The organism is Lactobacillus sp. PV034, from assembly GCF_014522305.1.
Taxonomy (GTDB): Bacteria; Bacillota; Bacilli; order Lactobacillales; family Lactobacillaceae; genus Lactobacillus.
Map to the genome: position 1 here is coordinate 450,914 of NZ_CP041982.1, position 19,021 is coordinate 469,934.

Annotated in this window: 16 protein-coding genes; 1 reads left to right on the top strand and 15 read right to left on the bottom strand. The window is 34.6% G+C overall.

Annotated features, from left to right (window positions below; all coding sequences use genetic code 11):
• Window position 1: 1 nt before the first annotated feature.
• From FP432_RS02290 to parE, 5 genes are all read right to left on the bottom strand, one after another.
• Window positions 2-748 (bottom strand): alpha/beta hydrolase, encoded by a 747-nt coding sequence (locus FP432_RS02290; RefSeq protein WP_265489249.1) that lies wholly within the window; start codon window positions 746-748, stop codon window positions 2-4.
• Window positions 749-798: 50 nt separating this feature from the next.
• Entirely contained in the window at window positions 799-1,734 is a 936-nt protein-coding gene (locus FP432_RS02295) for a manganese-dependent inorganic pyrophosphatase (protein ID WP_265489250.1), read from the bottom strand.
• A gap of 58 nt (window positions 1,735-1,792) precedes the next feature.
• Window positions 1,793-2,722 (bottom strand): LysR family transcriptional regulator, encoded by a 930-nt coding sequence (locus tag FP432_RS02300; protein WP_265489251.1) that lies wholly within the window; start codon window positions 2,720-2,722, stop codon window positions 1,793-1,795.
• A 196-nt stretch (window positions 2,723-2,918) separates the two neighbouring features.
• Window positions 2,919-5,402 (bottom strand): DNA topoisomerase IV subunit A, encoded by a 2,484-nt coding sequence (parC, locus tag FP432_RS02305; RefSeq protein ID WP_265489252.1) that lies wholly within the window; start codon window positions 5,400-5,402, stop codon window positions 2,919-2,921.
• Between the two features lie 16 nt (window positions 5,403-5,418).
• Entirely contained in the window at window positions 5,419-7,368 is a 1,950-nt protein-coding gene (parE, locus tag FP432_RS02310; protein ID WP_265489253.1) for a DNA topoisomerase IV subunit B, read from the bottom strand.
• Window positions 7,369-7,462: 94 nt separating this feature from the next.
• Here parE and plsY point away from each other — a divergent pair, with 94 nt between their 5' ends.
• Window positions 7,463-8,125, top strand: coding sequence for a glycerol-3-phosphate 1-O-acyltransferase PlsY (plsY, locus tag FP432_RS02315; RefSeq protein WP_265489254.1), 663 nt, complete (start codon window positions 7,463-7,465; stop codon window positions 8,123-8,125).
• 92 nt (window positions 8,126-8,217) lie between these two features.
• Here the strand turns inward: plsY and FP432_RS02320 are convergent, their stop codons facing one another.
• The 10 genes from FP432_RS02320 to ylqF form a co-directional block, all read right to left on the bottom strand.
• Window positions 8,218-9,093, bottom strand: a complete 876-nt coding sequence (locus FP432_RS02320) for an aldo/keto reductase (RefSeq protein ID WP_265489255.1) — start codon at window positions 9,091-9,093, stop codon at window positions 8,218-8,220.
• A 103-nt stretch (window positions 9,094-9,196) separates the two neighbouring features.
• Complete coding sequence (locus FP432_RS02325) at window positions 9,197-10,081, bottom strand: aldose 1-epimerase family protein (protein ID WP_265489256.1); 885 nt, start codon at window positions 10,079-10,081, stop codon at window positions 9,197-9,199.
• A gap of 19 nt (window positions 10,082-10,100) precedes the next feature.
• On the bottom strand, window positions 10,101-11,495 hold the full coding sequence (hslU, locus tag FP432_RS02330) for an ATP-dependent protease ATPase subunit HslU (protein WP_265489257.1): 1,395 nt from the start codon (window positions 11,493-11,495) through the stop codon (window positions 10,101-10,103).
• A 9-nt stretch (window positions 11,496-11,504) separates the two neighbouring features.
• Window positions 11,505-12,029 carry an ATP-dependent protease subunit HslV gene (gene hslV, locus FP432_RS02335; RefSeq protein ID WP_265489258.1) on the bottom strand — a complete coding sequence of 175 codons (525 nt, stop codon included), beginning with the start codon at window positions 12,027-12,029 and terminating at the stop codon, window positions 11,505-11,507.
• A gap of 1 nt (window position 12,030) precedes the next feature.
• A complete protein-coding gene (xerC, locus tag FP432_RS02340) occupies window positions 12,031-12,960 on the bottom strand; it encodes a tyrosine recombinase XerC (protein WP_265489259.1) in 930 nt (309 codons plus the stop codon).
• Complete coding sequence (gene trmFO, locus FP432_RS02345; protein ID WP_265489260.1) at window positions 12,957-14,270, bottom strand: methylenetetrahydrofolate--tRNA-(uracil(54)-C(5))-methyltransferase (FADH(2)-oxidizing) TrmFO; 1,314 nt, start codon at window positions 14,268-14,270, stop codon at window positions 12,957-12,959. The genes xerC and trmFO overlap by 4 nt, the downstream gene beginning before the upstream one ends.
• A 105-nt stretch (window positions 14,271-14,375) precedes the next feature.
• Window positions 14,376-16,460 (bottom strand): type I DNA topoisomerase, encoded by a 2,085-nt coding sequence (gene topA, locus FP432_RS02350; protein ID WP_265489261.1) that lies wholly within the window; start codon window positions 16,458-16,460, stop codon window positions 14,376-14,378.
• A gap of 62 nt (window positions 16,461-16,522) precedes the next feature.
• Complete coding sequence (dprA, locus tag FP432_RS02355) at window positions 16,523-17,371, bottom strand: DNA-processing protein DprA (RefSeq protein WP_265489262.1); 849 nt, start codon at window positions 17,369-17,371, stop codon at window positions 16,523-16,525.
• A gap of 53 nt (window positions 17,372-17,424) precedes the next feature.
• Window positions 17,425-18,180 carry a ribonuclease HII gene (locus tag FP432_RS02360; RefSeq protein ID WP_265489263.1) on the bottom strand — a complete coding sequence of 252 codons (756 nt, stop codon included), beginning with the start codon at window positions 18,178-18,180 and terminating at the stop codon, window positions 17,425-17,427.
• Window positions 18,177-19,016, bottom strand: a complete 840-nt coding sequence (gene ylqF / locus FP432_RS02365) for a ribosome biogenesis GTPase YlqF (RefSeq protein WP_265489264.1) — start codon at window positions 19,014-19,016, stop codon at window positions 18,177-18,179. The genes FP432_RS02360 and ylqF overlap by 4 nt, the downstream gene beginning before the upstream one ends.
• Between the last annotated feature and the right edge of the window lie 5 nt (window positions 19,017-19,021).

The window sequence follows — 19,021 nt, forward strand, 5'->3', positions numbered from 1 at the left end:
ATTAACCTTCTTTTTTACTTAAAAAATCAGTAGCTATTTTTGCTCCAACTTCTTGATACGGAGGGTTAAAACGATGATCTCCACCATTGATTAATTCCAATCGACTATTGGCGTAAATAGTATTATATTTTTTCGCATACATTGGATCAACAGTTTTATCATTTGTCCCTGCTATTACAATTACTGGTCCAGCATAACGCTGTGCTTGCTCATAAATATGTAAGGCTTGCGCTGTCCGCAAATAAAAACCGCCTAATTTTTTACCATGGTAATCGACATAAGTTGGAATATGTTTAGGATCATAAGTAACTCCTTGGGTATTCCCAACTAATGCATCATTATGTAAGGCTGCAGCAGGAGCCATCAGGACTAGTTTTTTGATAATATCGGGATAAAGTGCGGCTAATAAGGAGGCTACAACACCACCTTGAGAATGGCCAAGTAAGTAGATATTTCTAACGCGTTTATCCTTAAGAGCTTCTTCTAAAACCGCATTAGCATCAGCTACTTCGTTAATAACAGTCATATTTTCGAATTTGCCGCCGCTTTCACCATGACCATTAAAATCAAACCTTAAACTCGCTATTTCTGCTTGGTTTAAATCAGCTACAATTTCTTTAAAAAGCGGTGTATTACGATTTGCTGTAAAGCCATGCATCATAATTACTAAATCATAATTATCTTGATTAGGTATTTCTAAATCTCCTACTAATTCTAAGCCATCACGCATAAATGTTACTCGAGTCATTTTCTTCTCCTAACAAAAAAACATCCCAAAAGAGGGATGTTTAAATATCTTTATCCTTCAAATGCTTTAGTCAATGGAGGAACAACTTGTTTCTTACGTGAAACAACCCCTGGTAAGTCAACACTTGAATCTTCAAGCTTTTTATCAAAAGCTTTTTCAAAAATTGCTTTATTTTCATCACTACCCACAATGATAGCTTCAGAATCTGAATCTAAAACATTAGTGATTACCAGCATAAACATGTCGTAACCATTTGCCTTACTTGCATCTTCCATTGCTTTAATAAAAGCTGCTTTTCTTTCCATAGCTTCTGGTAAATCAACAGTATTGATTTGTGCAATACGTACATTGTTACCGTTTAATTCAAAGCTCTTAGCATCTAAATCGATTAATTCTTCTTCAGACTTATCAGCAATATTAGTACCAGCTTTAAGCAAAGCTAAACCGTATTCATTGTAGTCAACACCAGCAATTTTTGCTAAGGCTTCAACTGCGGCTTTATCCTTATCAGTAGTAGTTGGTGACTTTAATAATAAAGTATCTGAAATAATTGCAGAAAGCATTAAACCAGCTAAATCCTTAGGAATTTCTATGCCAGCTTCGTTAAACATTTCCCACATGATAGTGCTGGTACAACCAACAGGTTCTGCACGATAGTATAAAGGATCAGCAGTATTAAAGTTCATAATACGGTGGTGATCCACAACGTGAGATACCTTAACCTTATCAATATCTGAAACACTTTGTTGAGGTTCATTATGGTCAACAAGCATTACACTATCTACTTCATTTGCGGCAGTTTCAATTACACGAGGTGCTTTAAAACCAAACTTATCTAAAGCATATTGAGTTTCATCGTTTGGTTCACCCAAAGCTACTGCTTCAGTATCAAAACCATTTTGATTTTGAAAGTATGAATATGCAATTGCAGTACCAATTGCATCAGTATCAGGATTTTGGTGTCCAAAAATAAGTTCTTTTGCCATTATCGTATGAGCTCCTTTATAAAAACATTCTACCTATATTTTAGTAGAATGTTCCTACCTAGTCTAGTCTAGAAGCGTAGTCTTTTGCGTTTAAAAACTTGTCCCATTCAGTTAAGAAATTGGCTAAACGAGGAATTTGTGCCTTATTTTTACGGTAAATAAAACAACCTTGAAAATCAATTAGCTCACTTGTTCTCACTTCATTTAAAGTAATTTCTTTCTGGTGAACTAGATAATAACTTTTAGTAACAAAGGTATTTAATTTATTTGATTGCGCAAAATCAACTAATTCATGCACACGAGAAAAACGTGCTTTTATCTCATTTTGCGGAATAATTGAAGCATAAAAGCGTTTAAAAATATGAGTAAGATAAGAATTTTCAGTATAAGACGCCCAGTTTTCATGCAGCATACTCTCTAATGAGGTATCCTTCTTAGAGCTTAGCAAAACAATTGATTCTTTGTTAATTTCTTTAGTCGTAAATTGACGCATCGTAGCGGCATTAGCATTAATATCTGGAATATATGAAACTGCGAAATCAATTTCGTTTTTATCAATTTTATTCCAAAGTTCTTCCCGATCATAAAAATTAACTATTAATCTCACATCAGGATATTTTTTACCAAAATTAATCAAAAATTCCTCAATAACTTTTGGCTCAAAAATATTTAGAATTCCGATAGAAATATAACCACTATCTGAATCAGTAAATTGTTGAATCTCATCAACAGTATCGTGTACTGTATCAAATAAAGTTCGGGCAGTTTCCTCCATCTTACTTCCAGCGTCAGTCAAATAAAGTTTTTTTCCGATTTGACCAAATAGAGGTGAACCAACAGCACGTTCTAATTTTTTGATTTGCTGAGTCAACGCAGGTTGAGTTATCCCTAAAATCTGCGAAGCTTGAGTATAACTCATGCTATCAACTAATTGTAAAAAATAGTGAAGTGATTTTGCGGATAAAACCGCATCTGCATTTGCTTTCACTTCGATTTACACCCTTTCTTTTTCTATTAAATAGAAAATCTTAAATTTTATTTAACTAATCATCCATACTCTATAATAACATCTGTTCTTTTATAGATAAACTATTATTTATAATTATTAATGATTCTTCCTATACTCAAAGTAAAAAAAGACTCTTATTAATAATAAGAGTCTTTTGAAATTAATTTTCATAAATTTAATTAAATAAGTTACTTACATCATCTTTTTTGTCTGACAAAACCTTACCTAGTTTAAGAGTAACAGGTTGACCATCAGTTGTTGGGTCTAAAACAAATGAGCCATTTGAATAGCGATCACCTAAAGGAAAGGCATTTGTGTCAATCTTAACTTGACGCTGAGAACTTGTTGTCAAAATTAATTCATGATTTTGACCATAACTTGTTAAAGTCGAAATACGATGCGGTTTCGTCTTTAACTCTCTTAAAATCATTACTCCACGTTTAGCACGTGTTACTTTATTAATCAGATCTAATTTCAATTGCTTAAAGGCTCCACGTTGAGTAACTAAACCAATTTTAATTTGCTCAACTGTTTCAGGTGAAGCAAGCAAGTAATCTACTACATAATCATTTTCCTTTAAGTTAACTGATTTTACACCTGCAGCTCGTGCACCTGAAGTAGGAACTTCGTTAATATCATAGCGAATTGCATATGCCTGATTAGTAATAAGAGTAATCTCTTGCTTACTATCAGTACTTACTTTATCGACCCTCACGACTTTGCTTTCTGGTGTCTTAAGCTTCATCGCAATAATTGCACGAGATTTATAAGTCCTCGTTGGTTGTAAATCGCTTAGGACAACTTGCTTAATGTAACCATCATCAGTGGCAAGTAAGAAATTAGCTGTTTCACTAAGGTCTTTAATTTCAAAGACACGAATAATTTCTTCATCTTGAGCTAAACCTAACTCTTGTGATAAGTGTTGTCCAGTTTCTTTCCATTTAGTTTCTATTAATTCATGAACTGGTCGATAAATTAAATTACCCTTATTTGTAAAGAGATAAAGATTATTTAAAGTAGACATTGTTTTTTCAAATACTACTTCATCCCCTGCTGGTAAGCCGTTATCTTGATCATCAGTTGATTGGAAAGAACGTAAAGATGAACGTTTTAAGTAGCCATCGCGACTTACTAAAACTCTAACTGTTTCGTCAGCAACTAGAGCTTTTTCGTTAATTTCAATTTTGGCAGCCTTTTCAGTAATTTCAGTTCTTCGTTCAGACCCAAAATTTTTCTTTACCTCTTTGAGTTCTTTTACAACTACCTTTTCTAAGACATCCTCATTATTCAAGATATCTTCATAAGTGGTAATTTTATCATTTAAGTCTGCCTTTTCTGCTTTTAATTGATTGACATCAGTATTGGTTAAACGATAAAGACGTAATGAAACAATAGCTTCAGCTTGATTTTGCGTGAAATCAAAGTTCTTCACTAAATTAGTTTGAGCTTCTTTTTTATCTTTTGAAGCACGAATAGTCTTTATTACTTCGTCTAAAATATCTAAAGCATGGATAAGACCTTCGACAATTTCTAATCTTTGTTTAGCTTTTCCAAGATCAAATTGTGTTCTTTTAGTAACTACTTCTTTTTTATGTTCTAAATATGAAGCTAAGATCTTTTTCAAACTAACTTGAACTGGTGCCATATGGTCAATAGCAACCATATTAAAGTTATAGGAAACTTGCAAATCAGTATTTTTAAATAAGTAATTTAAAATATTTTGACTGTCTGCACCCTTTTTAAGTTCAATTACAATTGATAAACCATGACGGTCAGTTTCATCACGAACTTCGGCAATACCATCAATTTCTTTATTTAGACGTATTTCATCAATTTTCTTGACCATCATCGCTTTGTTTACACCAAAAGGTATTTCGGTTACCACAATTTGTTGACGATGACCTTTAATATCTTGAATGCTGGTTTTTGATCGAATTTGAATTCTACCACGACCAGTTTCATATGCTTCTTTAATTCCTTTTTTGCCTAAAACAATTCCGCCTGTAGGAAAATCTGGCCCCTTAACGAACTTCATTAAATCATCAGTATTTGCTTCTGGATGATTTAAAAGATAAACAGCCGCATCAATAACTTCTCCTAAATTATGAGGAGGAATTTCAGTTGCATACCCAGCTGAAATTCCAGTTGAACCATTTACTAAAAGATTAGGAAAATGACTTGGCAATACAGTGGGTTCATACTCTGTATCATCAAAATTCAAAATCATTGGTACTGTATCTTTATCGATATCTTGTAAAAGTAAATTTGAAATTTTACTTAAACGCGACTCGGTATAACGCATAGCTGCAGGACCATCACCATCCATCGAACCATTATTACCGTGCATTTCTATTAATGGTTCACGCATTTTCCAATCTTGAGAAAGGTGAACTAAGGCACCATAAATGGAACTATCACCATGAGGGTGAAAATTACCCATGACATTACCAACTGCTTTGGCAGCTTTTTTATAGGGTTTATCAAAAGTATTATTATCTTTATACATTGCATAAAGAATACGTCTTTGAACTGGCTTTAAACCATCTCGTACATCCGGTAAAGCTCTTTCTTGAATAATATATTTTGAGTAACGTCCAAAACGTTCACCCATTACTTCTTCAAGGGGTAATTCTTTAATTCGTTCTACTGTATCAGCCATCTAATCGAAATACCTCCTAGACTCTTTCAGTTTCTAAAATTGAGCCATCTTCGCCCATACGGAATTTTACATTTTCATCAATCCATTTACGACGTGGAGCAACTTTATCCCCCATCAATGTAGTTACACGTTTCTCTGCTAGTTGAGCATCGTCAATCTTTACTCTAATCAAAGTTCGTGTTTCTGGATTCATTGTAGTTTCCCATAATTGATCGGCGTTCATTTCACCCAATCCTTTGAATCGTTGCAAGGCAAAGCCCTTGCCCATTTCTTTTTCGGCTTCACTTAACTCTTCATCTGTCCAAGCATATTCAATTTTATTCTTTTTACCTGATCCTTTTTCTAATTTATAAAGTGGGGGTAAGGCAATATAAACTTTACCTGCTTCTATCATTGGTTTCATATAACGATAAAAGAATGTTAATAATAAAATTTGAATGTGAGCTCCATCTGTATCCGCATCAGTCATGATAATAACTTTATCATAATTAGCATCATCAATTTTAAATTCTGCTCCAACACCGGCGCCGATAGTATGGATCATCGTATTAATTTCTTCGTTTTTAAAGATATCTTGTAACTTAGCCTTTTGGGTATTTAGAACCTTCCCCCGGAGAGGAAGAATAGCTTGGAATTTACGATCTCTCCCTTGTTTTGCAGAACCTCCAGCCGAATCACCTTCGACTAGGAATAATTCATTCTTTTTAGGATTTCGTGATTGCGCAGGAGTTAACTTACCCGATAAAATTTCTTTCTTTCGACGCTTTTTACCACTTCTACTTTCATCACGAGCCTTTTTAGCTGCTTCACGTGCATCACGAGCTTTTTGAGCTTTTTGAACTAAATTTTGAGCAAACTCACCATTTTCCATTAAGTAATATGAAAGTTGCTCGTAAACAATAGTATCTACTACACTTCTTGCTTGTGGAGTACCAAGTTTACCCTTTGTTTGTCCTTCAAATTCCAATAATTCTTCAGGAATCTTAACAGATAATACTGCGCTTAAACCTTCACGATAGTCGGATCCTTCTAACCCCTTACCCTTTAGTAAGCCTTGTTTCTTAGCGTAATCATTAAATGCTTTAGTAAATCCACTACGAGCACCGGCTTCATGACTACCACCATCAGCAGTACGCACATTATTTACAAAGGAAACAAAGTTTTCTGAATAACCATCATTATATTGACCAGCAAATTCAACCTCAATACCGTTTTGCTTACCGGAAAAATAGAAGACATCTCCCATCGTATCTTTTTCTTCATTAAGATAAGACACAAAAGATTTAATTCCGTCTTCATATAAAAATTCATCGTGATGTTGTGGTTCACGTTCATCTGTTAAGGTGAACTTAACCCCCTTCAATAAGAAAGCTGATTCACGAATTCTTTCTTGGATAGTTTCATAATTATAAGTTGTAGTAGAAAAAATTGTTGGATCCGGTTTAAAAGTAATTGTTGTTCCGTTCTTTTCTTTAGTTTTACCTAAATGCTTCAAGGTTCCAACAGGATGTCCCCCATTACGAAATTCTTCTTCATAAGCTTCTCCGCCACGAACAACTCTAACTTTTAAATATTCAGATAAGGCATTAACTACAGAAGAACCAACTCCATGTAAACCACCAGAAGTTTGATAATTATTTTCGGTAAATTTACCTCCTGCATGGAGAACCGTCAAAATAACCTCAATTGTTGGAGCTCCAGATTCATGCATCCCTGTTGGCATTCCACGACCAAAGTCTTGCACAGTGACAGAATTATCTTGATGAATAGTAACATTTATCTCATTACCATAACCAGCCATGGCTTCATCAACTGAATTATCTACAATCTCATAAACCAAATGATTTAATCCATGACGATCAGTAGAACCAATATACATACCTGGACGTTTTCTTACTGCCTCAAGGCCATGTAGAATTTGAATGGATGAATCATCATAATTATGTGTTACTTTTTTCTCAACCAAATGAATTCCTCCGTTTTAAAAGTCAACAAATTTCACAACAACTTACCTAATCTTTGATAAAATAAAGCTAAGATTAAATTAAGGATGAAAATTGATGACTATTTTTGCTTATTGTCTTACATTTATTTTAGCATATTTAATTGGGTCATTTCCGACCGGTGTTATTATTGGAAAAATATTTTTCCATGAAGATATTCGAAAATATGGGTCTGGAAATATTGGTACAACTAATTCTTTTCGCGTAATGGGTCCCTTAGGCGGGTCAGTTGTCTTAGTAATTGATATTTTCAAAGGTGCACTTGCTACCGAATTACCTCTTCTCTTTCACTTAAATGGTCCTCATTATCTTTTATTAGTTGCTGGATTATGCGCCATTCTTGGTCATACTTTCTCAATCTTCTTAAAATTTAAGGGTGGTAAGGCTGTTGCTACAAGTGCTGGTGTTTTTCTAGGGTATAACATTAAATTTTTTGGATTTTGTGCAGTAGTTTTCCTACCAATCCTCTTTATCACATCTTACGTAAGTTTGAGCAGTTTAATTTCTATCACCATAATTTTTATTGGTTCTTTCTGGTTCCATGATATTTTCTTAACTGTCATTGCAGGGATTATGATGGTTATCCTCTTCGTTCGTCATAAGGATAATATCAAACGTTTAATTCACCACGATGAAAATATTGTCCCCTTTGGATTATGGTACTGGTATAAAAAAGCTCACCACAAGTTGCCAATTAAAAATAAAACTAATAAAAGTTAGTCTTAAGGCTAACTTTTATTTATTATAATTAATCGAACATACGTTTGCAATACTATAAAATAAAATGGATACTTCTTGAGTATCCATTTTTTCTATTCTGAATCACGTAATTGCTTTAAACTCTCCCCAAAAATATCATCAATTACTGCAGGATCACGATGATCAAAGAATTGTGATCCACCTTTATCTAAGTGTCTGATCTTTTCCATTTCTTCGCGAGTAAGTTCAAAATCAAAAATATCCATATTTTCTTTTTGGCGCTCATCATGAACGGACTTAGGAATCACAATAATACTTCTTTGGACTAACCAACGTAAAATTACTTGACCAACAGTCTTATGGTGATTTTCAGCAATCTCTTTTAATACTTCGTTATTGAAGATATCGCCCTTTCCTTCAGCAAATGGAGCCCAAGCTTCCACAGCAACATCTCTACCTTGGAAGAATTTAACATCATTAGTTTGTTGGAACCAAGGATTAATCTCAATTTGATTTAAAGCAGGCTTATCTTCATGAGCTAATTCAAGATTCATATACAAGTCAGGATAAAAATTAGACAAACCAATAGAACGAATCTTACCAGCTCTTTTAGCCGCTGCCAAAGCATTCCAAGCGCCATAGACATCTCCATAAGGTTGGTGTAAAAGCATTAAGTCAATATAATCAGTTCCTAACTCTTTTAAATCCTCATCAATAGCTTTTTCCGCTTTTGCAAAAGATGCATTTGAAACCCAAAGTTTTGTGGTCAAATATACATCTTCACGTTTTACGCCACTATTTTTCAAGGCTTCTTGAAAGGCGCCTTGATTTTGATAGACTTCAGCGGTATCAATTAAACGATAGCCATTATTAAGAGCTTGAGTAAGGGCTTTTACGGCATCTTCGTGTTTAGGAATTTGATACATCCCAAAACCTAATTGAGGGATCTTATTACCATCATTTAATGTAATTGTTGGAATATTACTCATACTAAAACTTCCTTTTTCTAATCTTTCACTCTTATTGTAAAACTAAAATATGCAAGAGTTAAAATTTATGCACTGAAAAAAGAGAGCGTTTGCTCTCTTTTTTTTAATTTATGTCGTGAAAAGTTATGTTGAATCCATTTTTCCAGGTCTCACCTGCAGGAAGATGATTCATACCCTTTTTATCTTCCAAATTACCACTTGCATCTATGGTATCAGCGATTCCCCACCAAGGTTCAATACAAGCATAATCAGCAGTGGTCGGATATTGCGACCACAGCCCAACATACGGTGCATTATCCATAGCTACGTCAACTTGATAAGCATTTTTATTGCAGGCCAGAGTTACTTTATTACGGTCTTTTAATTCGAATACCCAAGCATCATCTTTAAACATTAAATTACTAATTTGCAATAACCTGTGAGTATCATCTTCACTCTTTTCTTCCCAATCTAGCAGTGGCGCCTTTAGAGGAATTTTAATATGATTAATTGCAGGAGAAAATTTAAAATAATAGTTATCTTTGTGGATATTAGCATCCGTTGGCAAATTAAAACCTGGATGGCCGCCAATACCAAAAATCATAGTTTTATTATCTAAATTCTTAACGATAAATTCTTCTCTAACTGTATTCTGGTCTAAACGGTAATTTAATATTAATTCAAAAGCAAAAGGATAAACTAAGAAAGTTTTTTCATTTGATTTAAGAACTAAACTAATATAGTCAGTTCCTTGTTCTTTTACTTCAAAAACTGAATCTCTCGCAAAACCATGTTGCCCCAGATTGTAAACTTTCCCTTGATAACTGTATTGGTCATTTTTTAGACGGCCGACAATTGGAAAAAGAACGGGAGCGTGTCTTCCCCAAACATCGGGATTTGCTTGCCAGATATATTCGCGACCACTTTTATTGTCTTTGATGCTCTGAACTTCTGCACCTTGATTAGAAATTGTAACGGTTAAATTATTATTTTTAATTTGATAATCCATTTTCCTGCTCTAAACCCATTTATAGAATAAACTTAGTGAGATCTTTATTAGTAATTACATCATCTAATTTTTCAGTTACATACTTTTCAGTAATAGTAATTTCTCCCATATTCATATCTGGGCCTTCATATAGAACATCTTCCAGTAATTTTTCTAAAATTGTTGTTAAACGTCGAGCCCCAATATTATCGGTTCCCTGGTTAACTTGGTAAGCAATTTCGGCGATTTTGTCGATTGCTTCCTGTGTAAAAATAAGTTTAATCCCATCTGCATTCATTAACGCAATATACTGTTTTAAGAGCGAATTTGCCGGATCCTTTAAAATTTTCACAAAATCAGCCTGTGATAAAGCATTTAACTCTACCCTAATTGGAAAACGTCCTTGTAATTCAGGAATCAAATCACTTGGCTTGCTTTCAGCAAATGCCCCTGCACCAATAAATAAAATGTGTTCGGTAGAAACGGGGCCATATTTGGTGGAAACAGTTGAGCCTTCAACAATTGGCAAAATGTCTCTTTGCACACCTTCCCGTGATACTTGTCCTGAGTTACGTTTATCTCCAGCTGCAATTTTATCTATTTCATCAATAAAAATAATGCCATTTTGTTGTGCTTGTTCAATAGCATCTTGATAAAGGGAATCATAGTTGACTAAATTTTTAGATTCTTGTTGTATAAGAATTTCACGTGCTTCAGATACAGGAAGTGTTCGCTTGACTTTCTTCTTTGGTAAAAGGTCACCCATTAAACTAGACATGTCCATGCCCATTTGTCCCATCATATCTCCCATGGGATTTGCTTTAGGTGCTTGTTCTACTTCAATAGTTACTTCTCTATCTTCTAAAAGTCCATGAGCTAATTGATCTCTAACGCTCATGCGCTGGTTGCGGATTTCATCAGTTACTTCTTCAGTTTCTTGATTAGCTGATAAGTTCAAATTACCAGATAACATTTGCATCATCTGCTGCATTGAATTTTCACGGTTTTCTTTTTTGATACCTGGAACTAAAAGCTTGACTAATTGATCATTAGCCTTCTGGGTAGCAACAGATTTAACACGTTCAAATTCTTGTTGTTCTTCCATGCGAACAGCAGCTTGAGCTAAGTCACGTACCATCGATTCAACGTTGCGTCCAACATATCCCACTTCAGTAAATTTTGTTGCTTCAACTTTTACAAAAGGCGCATTTACAATTTTGGCCAAACGTCGTGCAATTTCTGTTTTACCAACACCAGTAGGTCCAGCCATTAAGATGTTTTTAGGTGTAATATCCTGTTGCATCGTCTTTGATAATTGAGTACGACGATAACGGTTATATAACGCAATTGCTACCTGCTTCTTAGCTTCGTCTTGTCCAATAATATATTTATCTAATAATTCAACTATTTGTTTTGGTGTTTTTTCTTTTGTCAATATATTCACCTAGATTTCATCTGTAACTATTTGATCATCTGTAAAGACGTCGATTCCCGAAGCAATTTTGACAGCCTCTTTGGCAATTTCATCTGCTTGCATCCCTTGACTATGACGCGTCATTGCAATCGCAGCTGCCTGGGCAAAATTTCCACCTGAGCCAATCGCAACTACGTTTTCATCAGGTTCAAGTACTTCTCCATTACCTGAAATTAATAAGAGATCTTTATCGTTAAAAGCAATCAGCATTGCCTGTAATTTAGCTAAAGCGGGATCTTTACGCCAACTCTGAGCTAATTCAACAGCAGCTCTTCTCAAATCACCAGAATAAGTTTCTAGTTTTCCCTCTAACATATCTTGAAGAGTAACTGCATCTGCCACACCACCAGCAAATCCAAGAACAACCTGGTTATGATAAATGCGACGAATCTTTTTGGCACTTGCCTTGGCAATAACTTTTTCTCCCAAAGTTACTTGACCATCACCAGCAATAGCAGTTTTACCATTATATCTAACTGAACAAATTGTTGTCATTTTAATTAGCCTCGTTTTCTTTTTTGTTTCTAGGAAAGAATTTATTGTAGTCACGTTGTAAATGTTGCATATTCACGTGAGTATAAATTTGAGTAGTAGAAATTGACTCATGTCCTAAAAGTTCTTGCACGCTACGTAAATCTGCTCCATTATTCAAAATCTCTGTCGCAAAAGTATGACGTAACATATGAGGATGAACATTGGAGCCAATTCCAGCTTTAGCAAAAACCTTCTTCATAATATATTCTATTCCACGTCCGGTAAGTGAATTACCTTGCTCATTGAGAAAAACATAATGCAAATCTTGGTTTTGTCCTAATAAATTGGGACGACTATCTTTTAAATAAGCTAAAAGAGCAGCATTTGCTTGGCTTCCAAAAGGAACATACCGATCTTTATTGCCTTTACCATGAACTAAAATCATTTTTAAATCAAAATCTATTTGATCTAATTTCAAATTACTAATCTCACTTAAACGCATCCCCGTTGCATAAAACAATTCGAATAATGCGCGATTTCTCAAAGATAGCTCATCATGGTCAAGTTGACTATCCAAAACATTTCTAATTTCATTGGCATAAAAAAATTGCGGTAATTTTTTTTCACCAATTCTAACCGTAATTGCAACCATTGGATTATTGGTTACAAGGTTACGCTTATTTAAATAACGATAAAAAGATCGTAAACTTGATGCTTTTCTTGCTTGCGTCGTACGTGACAATTTTTGTGAAGCCAAATTCTGAAGAAAAATCTCGACATCTCTAGTTTGAATTTTATCCCAACCAGAAAAACCGCCATTTTTTTCAAAAAAGTTCTTCACTTGCCTTAAATCTCTTACGTAAGAATCAATTGTATTTTTACTATATCCACGCTCATTTTTTAAATAATCAATAAATTGATCCAAATACTGATCATTTTGATTAGTCCTCAATCAAGATCTTCCTTTTTAAATTCATCCAAATCGGCTAAAGCTTTCTTTGAAATCTCCAGATGTCTTTCCTGTTTATTTCTAACTTTATGATCTAATTTAGGAATCAAGGCATAAGAAGCATTCATTGGTTGAAAATGTTTAGCACTTGTAGAAGTAATGTAGTGTGCCATTGATCCAAGAGCCGTAGTCTTAGGAAAAGTTACAGTCGACTCACCTAAAGCAAGACGCGCAGCATTAATTCCAGCTACTAATCCTGAACCAGCACTTTCAACATAACCTTCTACGCCAGTCATTTGACCCGCAAAAAACAATCCCCTTTGTTTTCTTGCTTCATATGAAGGCTGCAAAACTTCTGGACTTGCAATATAAGTATTACGGTGCATTTTACCATAACGAACAAATTTTGCATTTTCCAAACCCGGAATCATGGAGAAAACACGTTTTTGTTCACCATATTTTAAATGAGTTTGGAAACCAACTATATTATACATCGAAGCTGAAGCATTATCCTGTCTTAATTGGATCACAGCATAAGGTTTTTTACCAGTTCGTGGATCTTCGAGTCCTACTGGTTTTAAAGGACCAAAGAGCATAGTCTTTTCACCACGTTGTGCCATTACTTCAATTGGCATACAGCCTTCAAAGACATTACTATTTTCAAAACCATGGAGTTCAGCCGTTTCTGCAGCAATTAGATTTTTATAAAAATTAAAAAATTCCTCTTTGCTCATGGGACAGTTTAAATAAGCGGCTTCTCCTTTATCATAACGAGATTTTTTATAAACAATGTCATAATTAATTGAATCAGCATCAACTATAGGAGCAGCAGCATCAAAGAAATGTAAAGAATCGGTACCACAAAAATTCTGAATTTGGGCTGCTAACTTTTCTGAAGTTAAAGGTCCAGTGGCAATAATTGTTATGCCTGTTTCTGGAATCTTCTCAATTTCTTCATCATGAATATGAACATTATCCAGTGAGTGTAAAGTTTTAGTAATTTGGGTCGAAAAGCGATCACGATCTACAGCCAATGCCCCACCAGCTGGAACGGCATTTTCATCAGCAGCTTGCATAATTAAAGAATCAAGTTGACGCATTTCCTCTTTTAATAGACCGACCGCGTTAGAAAGTTGGTTAGATCGCATAGAATTGGTACAAACTAATTCAGCAAAATTTCCGGTTTCGTGAGCAGGAGTTAATTTATGGGGACGCATTTCATATAGATCTACCTCAATCCCACGTTTAGCTAATTGCCAAGCTGCTTCACTACCAGCTAAACCAGCACCAATGATAGTAACTTTCTCTGGCATATTTTTACCTCTCTTATAATTTATAAACTAATATATAAAAATAATATCATCAAACTTTTAAAAAGTAAGATGATATTATTTAACTTTTTAAATTCTTAAATAAAATTAATTTTCATCTTGGTCTTCACGATAATCCCCATTTGGACAAAGTACAACTAGACCCTTTTTCGTCTTCTTTTGAACCAAATAATGGCCATCATTAGGGCAATTACGCCCAATTGGTTGATCCCAAGAAACAAAATCACATTCTGGATAGCGAGAGCAACCATAGAACTTTCTATTTTTCTTAGATTTTTTCTCTATAATTTCACCTTTGCCACACTTTGGACATTTAACTCCAACTTTTTTGACAATCGGTTTGGTATTACGACAATCTGGGAAACGAGAACAAGCATAAAACTTACCATATCTTCCCATTTTAATTACCATCGGTGCTCCACAAATATCGCAATTAAAGCCAGCTGGTTCATCTTTAATTTGCACCTTTTCAATTTGTTCATCAGCTTTCTTAAGCTCTTGAGAAAATGGTTTATAATATTCATCAACTACTTTTACCCAATTTTTTTGACCTTCTTCAACATTATCGAGGTCATCTTCTAATTGTGCAGTAAAATCAACATTCACAATATCAGGGAAAAACTTTTCAATTAATTGATCAACTATTTCACCCAACTCAGTTGGAACAATTGATCGGCCCTCAAGTTTAACATAGTATCGACGTTGAATTGTATCAATTGTTGGCGCATAAGTTGAAGGGCGTCCCACCCCATTTGCTTCTAATGCGTGAACTAAACTAGCTTCGGTATATCTTGCTGGTGGCTGGGTAAAGTGCTGGCGATCATCTGTTTTAGATAATTTAACCTTATCGCCTTCTTGAAGGTCGGGTAATTCTTTATTCTTTTCCTTCTCATTATCATAAACTTTAGTGAAACCAGCAAATTTCATTTTTGAACCATTTGTGCGGAAAGTCACACCATTTTGTTCAATATCAGCTCTAACAGTATCATAAACTGCTGGTGTCATTTGACTAGCAACAAATCGTGACCAAATTAAATTATATAAGCGATATTCTTCTGGTGTAAGATATTCTTTAATTGATTCAGGCGTTCTAAATGCTGATGTTGGACGAATTGCTTCGTGGGCATCTTGAGCTTCAGCATCATTTTTAAAGTTTTGTGGCTTCATTGAAGCATAGCTTTCACCATACTTTTCATGAATAAATTTTGAAGCTTCGTGACGAGCAACATTGGCAATTCTTTTTGAATCAGTACGCATATAAGTGATTAATCCAACTGATCCTTTTCCCAAATTAACTCCTTCATAAAGAGATTGCGCAATTCTCATTGTGCGACGAGTACGATAACCTAACCGCTTATTTGCCTCTTGTTGCATAGTTGAAGTTGTAAACGGTGCAGCTGGATTACGACGACGTTCTTTCTTTACTACTTTTGTTACTTCAAAGTCTTGCTTTTTATCAATTTTAGATAAAACTTCTTTTACAGCATCATTATTTGGCAAATCCGTCTTTTTACCATTAAGGCCATAAAAACTGCCAGTAAATTTTTTGCGACTCTTGGTAAAATCCGCATCAATCGTCCAATATTCTTCAGGCTTAAAGTTTTTAATTTCTTTTTCTCGATCAATTACTAACTTTAAAGCAACTGATTGAACACGACCTGCTGAAAGTCCTTTTTTAACTTTAGCCCATAAAATTGGTGATAAAGAATACCCAACTAAACGGTCTAATACTCGTCGAGCTTGCTGGGCATCAACAATATCCATGTCAATTGAACGAGGATGTTTAAAGGCATTTTTAACAGCGTCTTTAGTAATTTCATTAAATGCAACCCGATTATTTTCTTTGGGATCAAGATCAAGTGCATGAGCAACATGCCAGGCAATTGCTTCTCCTTCTCGATCCGGGTCAGATGCAAGATAAACATATTTAGACTTTTTAGCTTCTTTTTTTAATTCCTTGATTGTTTCGCCTTTACCACGAATTGAGATATATTTAGGTTCATAATCTTTGTCAATATTAACTCCCATTTGCGATTTAGGGAGATCACGAATATGTCCCTTAGATGCAATCACATGGTAATTACTACCTAAATATTTTTCAATTGTTTTAGCTTTGTGAGGTGATTCGACGATTACTAAATTTTTCTTTTTTTTGTTTTTAGTAGCAGGCATAAGATGCCCCTTCCTATTTTTTCTTTCAAAGTCTAAATTACCAGAAAATGTCCCGCTGTCAACTAAAGCGTTGTTAATAAGTCTTCTTTTAAAATTGGGTAAGCCCCAGCAGCAATCAAAGCATTAGGCCCCTCTGATAAAGGACTCGAAACTGGTCCAGGGACTGCAAAAATATTACGATTTGCCTCTAAAGCATAATTTGCTGTGATTAGTGATCCCGACTTTTTCTTAGCCTCAGTTACAATTACGTTTTCACATAGACCTGCCAAAATCCGATTTCGTTCAACAAAACGAAATGGTAATGGTGGAGTATCGGGTAAGTATTCACTGATAACCAAACCATTTTTCATTATTTCTTGTTGTAAATTTTGATTGGATTGCGGATAAAAATAATTTAAACCATTTCCAATTACAGCAATCGTTTTTCCATTATTTGCTAAAGTTTCTCGATGTGCAATTCCATCCACACCACGCGCTAGCCCACTTGCTATCACAACATCTTGCTTAACTAACTCGGGTACCAATTGTTTTAAAATATAGGAACTATATTTGCTAGGATAACGAGATCCAACAATGACCGTGATTTTTTTCTTTAAAAGTCTTATATTTCCTCGCGCAAATAAAACAATTGGAGGATTGTAAATTTCTCTTAATTGCTCTGGATAAAGTTGATCAAAAAAAGTAATAACTTCACACTGAAATAAAATTCTTTCAACACATTGATTCAATTGCACATTTTTCATTGCATGGAAAACTTTATTGCATAGCTCTGATGATAACCCCAACTCTTGAATTAAGTCAAAAGTTATTTCTTGTTGTTGAAACCCTAATTTCTGAATAATCTCTTGCCGATTACGCGCCGTAATCCCCTTTTCTAGTTTTAGTCGTAAGCAAAATTCTTTTTGATTCATTAAAATAACCTCCAATATTCATTACGAAATTAAGAGGTTATTTTTTCTATCTTTTACTGGAAGTAATCACTTACAGGAGCAAAAGAACGCCGATGGATGGGGGTAGGTCCGTACTTCTTTAAAGCTGCAAGATGTTCTGCTGTTCCATAGCCGGCATTATTATGAAAGCCATATTCAGGGTATTTTTCTCCATAGGCATCCATTAAACTGTCTCGAAAAACTTTAGCCACAATACTTGCTGCCGCAATTGAATTGGATTTGGCATCCCCCTTGATTAATTCAATTTGAGGAATATCAATAGGTACATTCATTGCATCCACTAATAAAGCTGCGGGTTTAACTTGTAATCCTTCAACTGCCCGTGCCATTGCTACACGATCAGCTTCATAGATATTTATTTGATCAATTAAATCATTGTTAGCTAAACCAATACTTACAGCAACTGCCTGCTGCAATATTTTTGGAAAAAGTGCTAAACGTTTTTGCGGACTTAGTTTTTTAGAATCATTGACATCAACTAAGTTAAAATCTTGATCGATTATAACTGCTGCCGTAACGACTGGTCCTGCCAGCGGTCCACGGCCCACTTCATCTACTCCTGCAACAAGCTGATTCTTTTGCCAAAATTCTTGTTCATAACTGAATCTCTTTTTAAAAGCGGCAAGCTTTTCTCTGCGACGCACTTGCTCTTTTTCAAAGCTTTGGATTAAAGTTTGCACACCTTTACGCGGATCCTTCTTTAATTGGACTAATTGGTCGTCACTTAAATTTTGATTTGCTAGTAATTCTTTTATTTCTTTAATTGTCATCGTAAATCAAAGGTTATCCTTCCAATTTTACCCTTGCGTAATCGTTGTAACATAAAAATAGCAAAACGATCATAGTCATCTCTCATCCCATATTTTTGGGTCATTTCCAAAAGAATATCAGCATCGGATAACGTTTCTATTTGTTCTTTAGTAATTCGAGAAAATTTAAATAAGTCATTGAAATAATGTTCTTTTAAAAATCTAATCACAAATAAAGCTACATCATCTGCATGAAAAATATCTTCTTTAATTGCACCACAAGCAGCTAGTTTATAACCAACGGTTTGATCTTCAAACTTAGGCCATAAAATACCAGGTGTGTCTAAAATTTGAATATTAGTTTTAGTTTTTAACCAAGTTTGTCCTTTTGTTACACCGGGTTTATCCCCTACAATCGCAGCATTGCGGCCAACCAAACGATTAATAATCGTAGATTTTCCACAATTTGGAATTCCTGCAAGAGCCACACGGATAATAGGATTAGCTGCTCCTTTAGCGATCAATTTGTCGTTTTTTTCTTTTCCAGCAAGTTTAATTAACTTTATTAAAGCACTCATATTGGTATTATGCTGAGCATCCATCGAAATAACAAAACTACCTTCTTTTTGAAAGTAATGGGTCCATAATTTAGTCTGAATTGGATCTGCCAAATCACACTTATTTAATACCACAATATGTGGCTTTTTTTGAACTAACTTGCCAATCATTGGATTACGAGATGAAACAGGTAATCTTGCATCTAAAACTTCAATTAGGACATCAATTAAATCAAGATTGTCTTCAAGTTGATTTTTTGCCTTATTCATATGTCCTGGATACCACTGAATAGTTGCCATAAAAT

Bases quoted from the DNA above. Each gene is read 5' to 3' on its own strand.
- FP432_RS02290 (WP_265489249.1), bottom strand. From the start codon at position 748: ATGACTCGAGTAACATTTATGCGTGATGGCTTAGAATTAGTAGGAGAT.
- FP432_RS02295 (WP_265489250.1), bottom strand. From the start codon at position 1,734: ATGGCAAAAGAACTTATTTTTGGACACCAAAATCCTGATACTGATGCA.
- parC (WP_265489252.1), bottom strand. From the start codon at position 5,402: ATGGCTGATACAGTAGAACGAATTAAAGAATTACCCCTTGAAGAAGTA.
- plsY (WP_265489254.1), top strand. From the start codon at position 7,463: ATGACTATTTTTGCTTATTGTCTTACATTTATTTTAGCATATTTAATT.
- FP432_RS02320 (WP_265489255.1), bottom strand. From the start codon at position 9,093: ATGAGTAATATTCCAACAATTACATTAAATGATGGTAATAAGATCCCT.
- FP432_RS02325 (WP_265489256.1), bottom strand. From the start codon at position 10,081: ATGGATTATCAAATTAAAAATAATAATTTAACCGTTACAATTTCTAAT.
- hslV (WP_265489258.1), bottom strand. From the start codon at position 12,029: ATGACAACAATTTGTTCAGTTAGATATAATGGTAAAACTGCTATTGCT.
- trmFO (WP_265489260.1), bottom strand. From the start codon at position 14,270: ATGCCAGAGAAAGTTACTATCATTGGTGCTGGTTTAGCTGGTAGTGAA.
- topA (WP_265489261.1), bottom strand. From the start codon at position 16,460: ATGCCTGCTACTAAAAACAAAAAAAAGAAAAATTTAGTAATCGTCGAA.
- dprA (WP_265489262.1), bottom strand. From the start codon at position 17,371: ATGAATCAAAAAGAATTTTGCTTACGACTAAAACTAGAAAAGGGGATT.
- FP432_RS02360 (WP_265489263.1), bottom strand. From the start codon at position 18,180: ATGACAATTAAAGAAATAAAAGAATTACTAGCAAATCAAAATTTAAGT.
- ylqF (WP_265489264.1), bottom strand. From the start codon at position 19,016: ATGGCAACTATTCAGTGGTATCCAGGACATATGAATAAGGCAAAAAAT.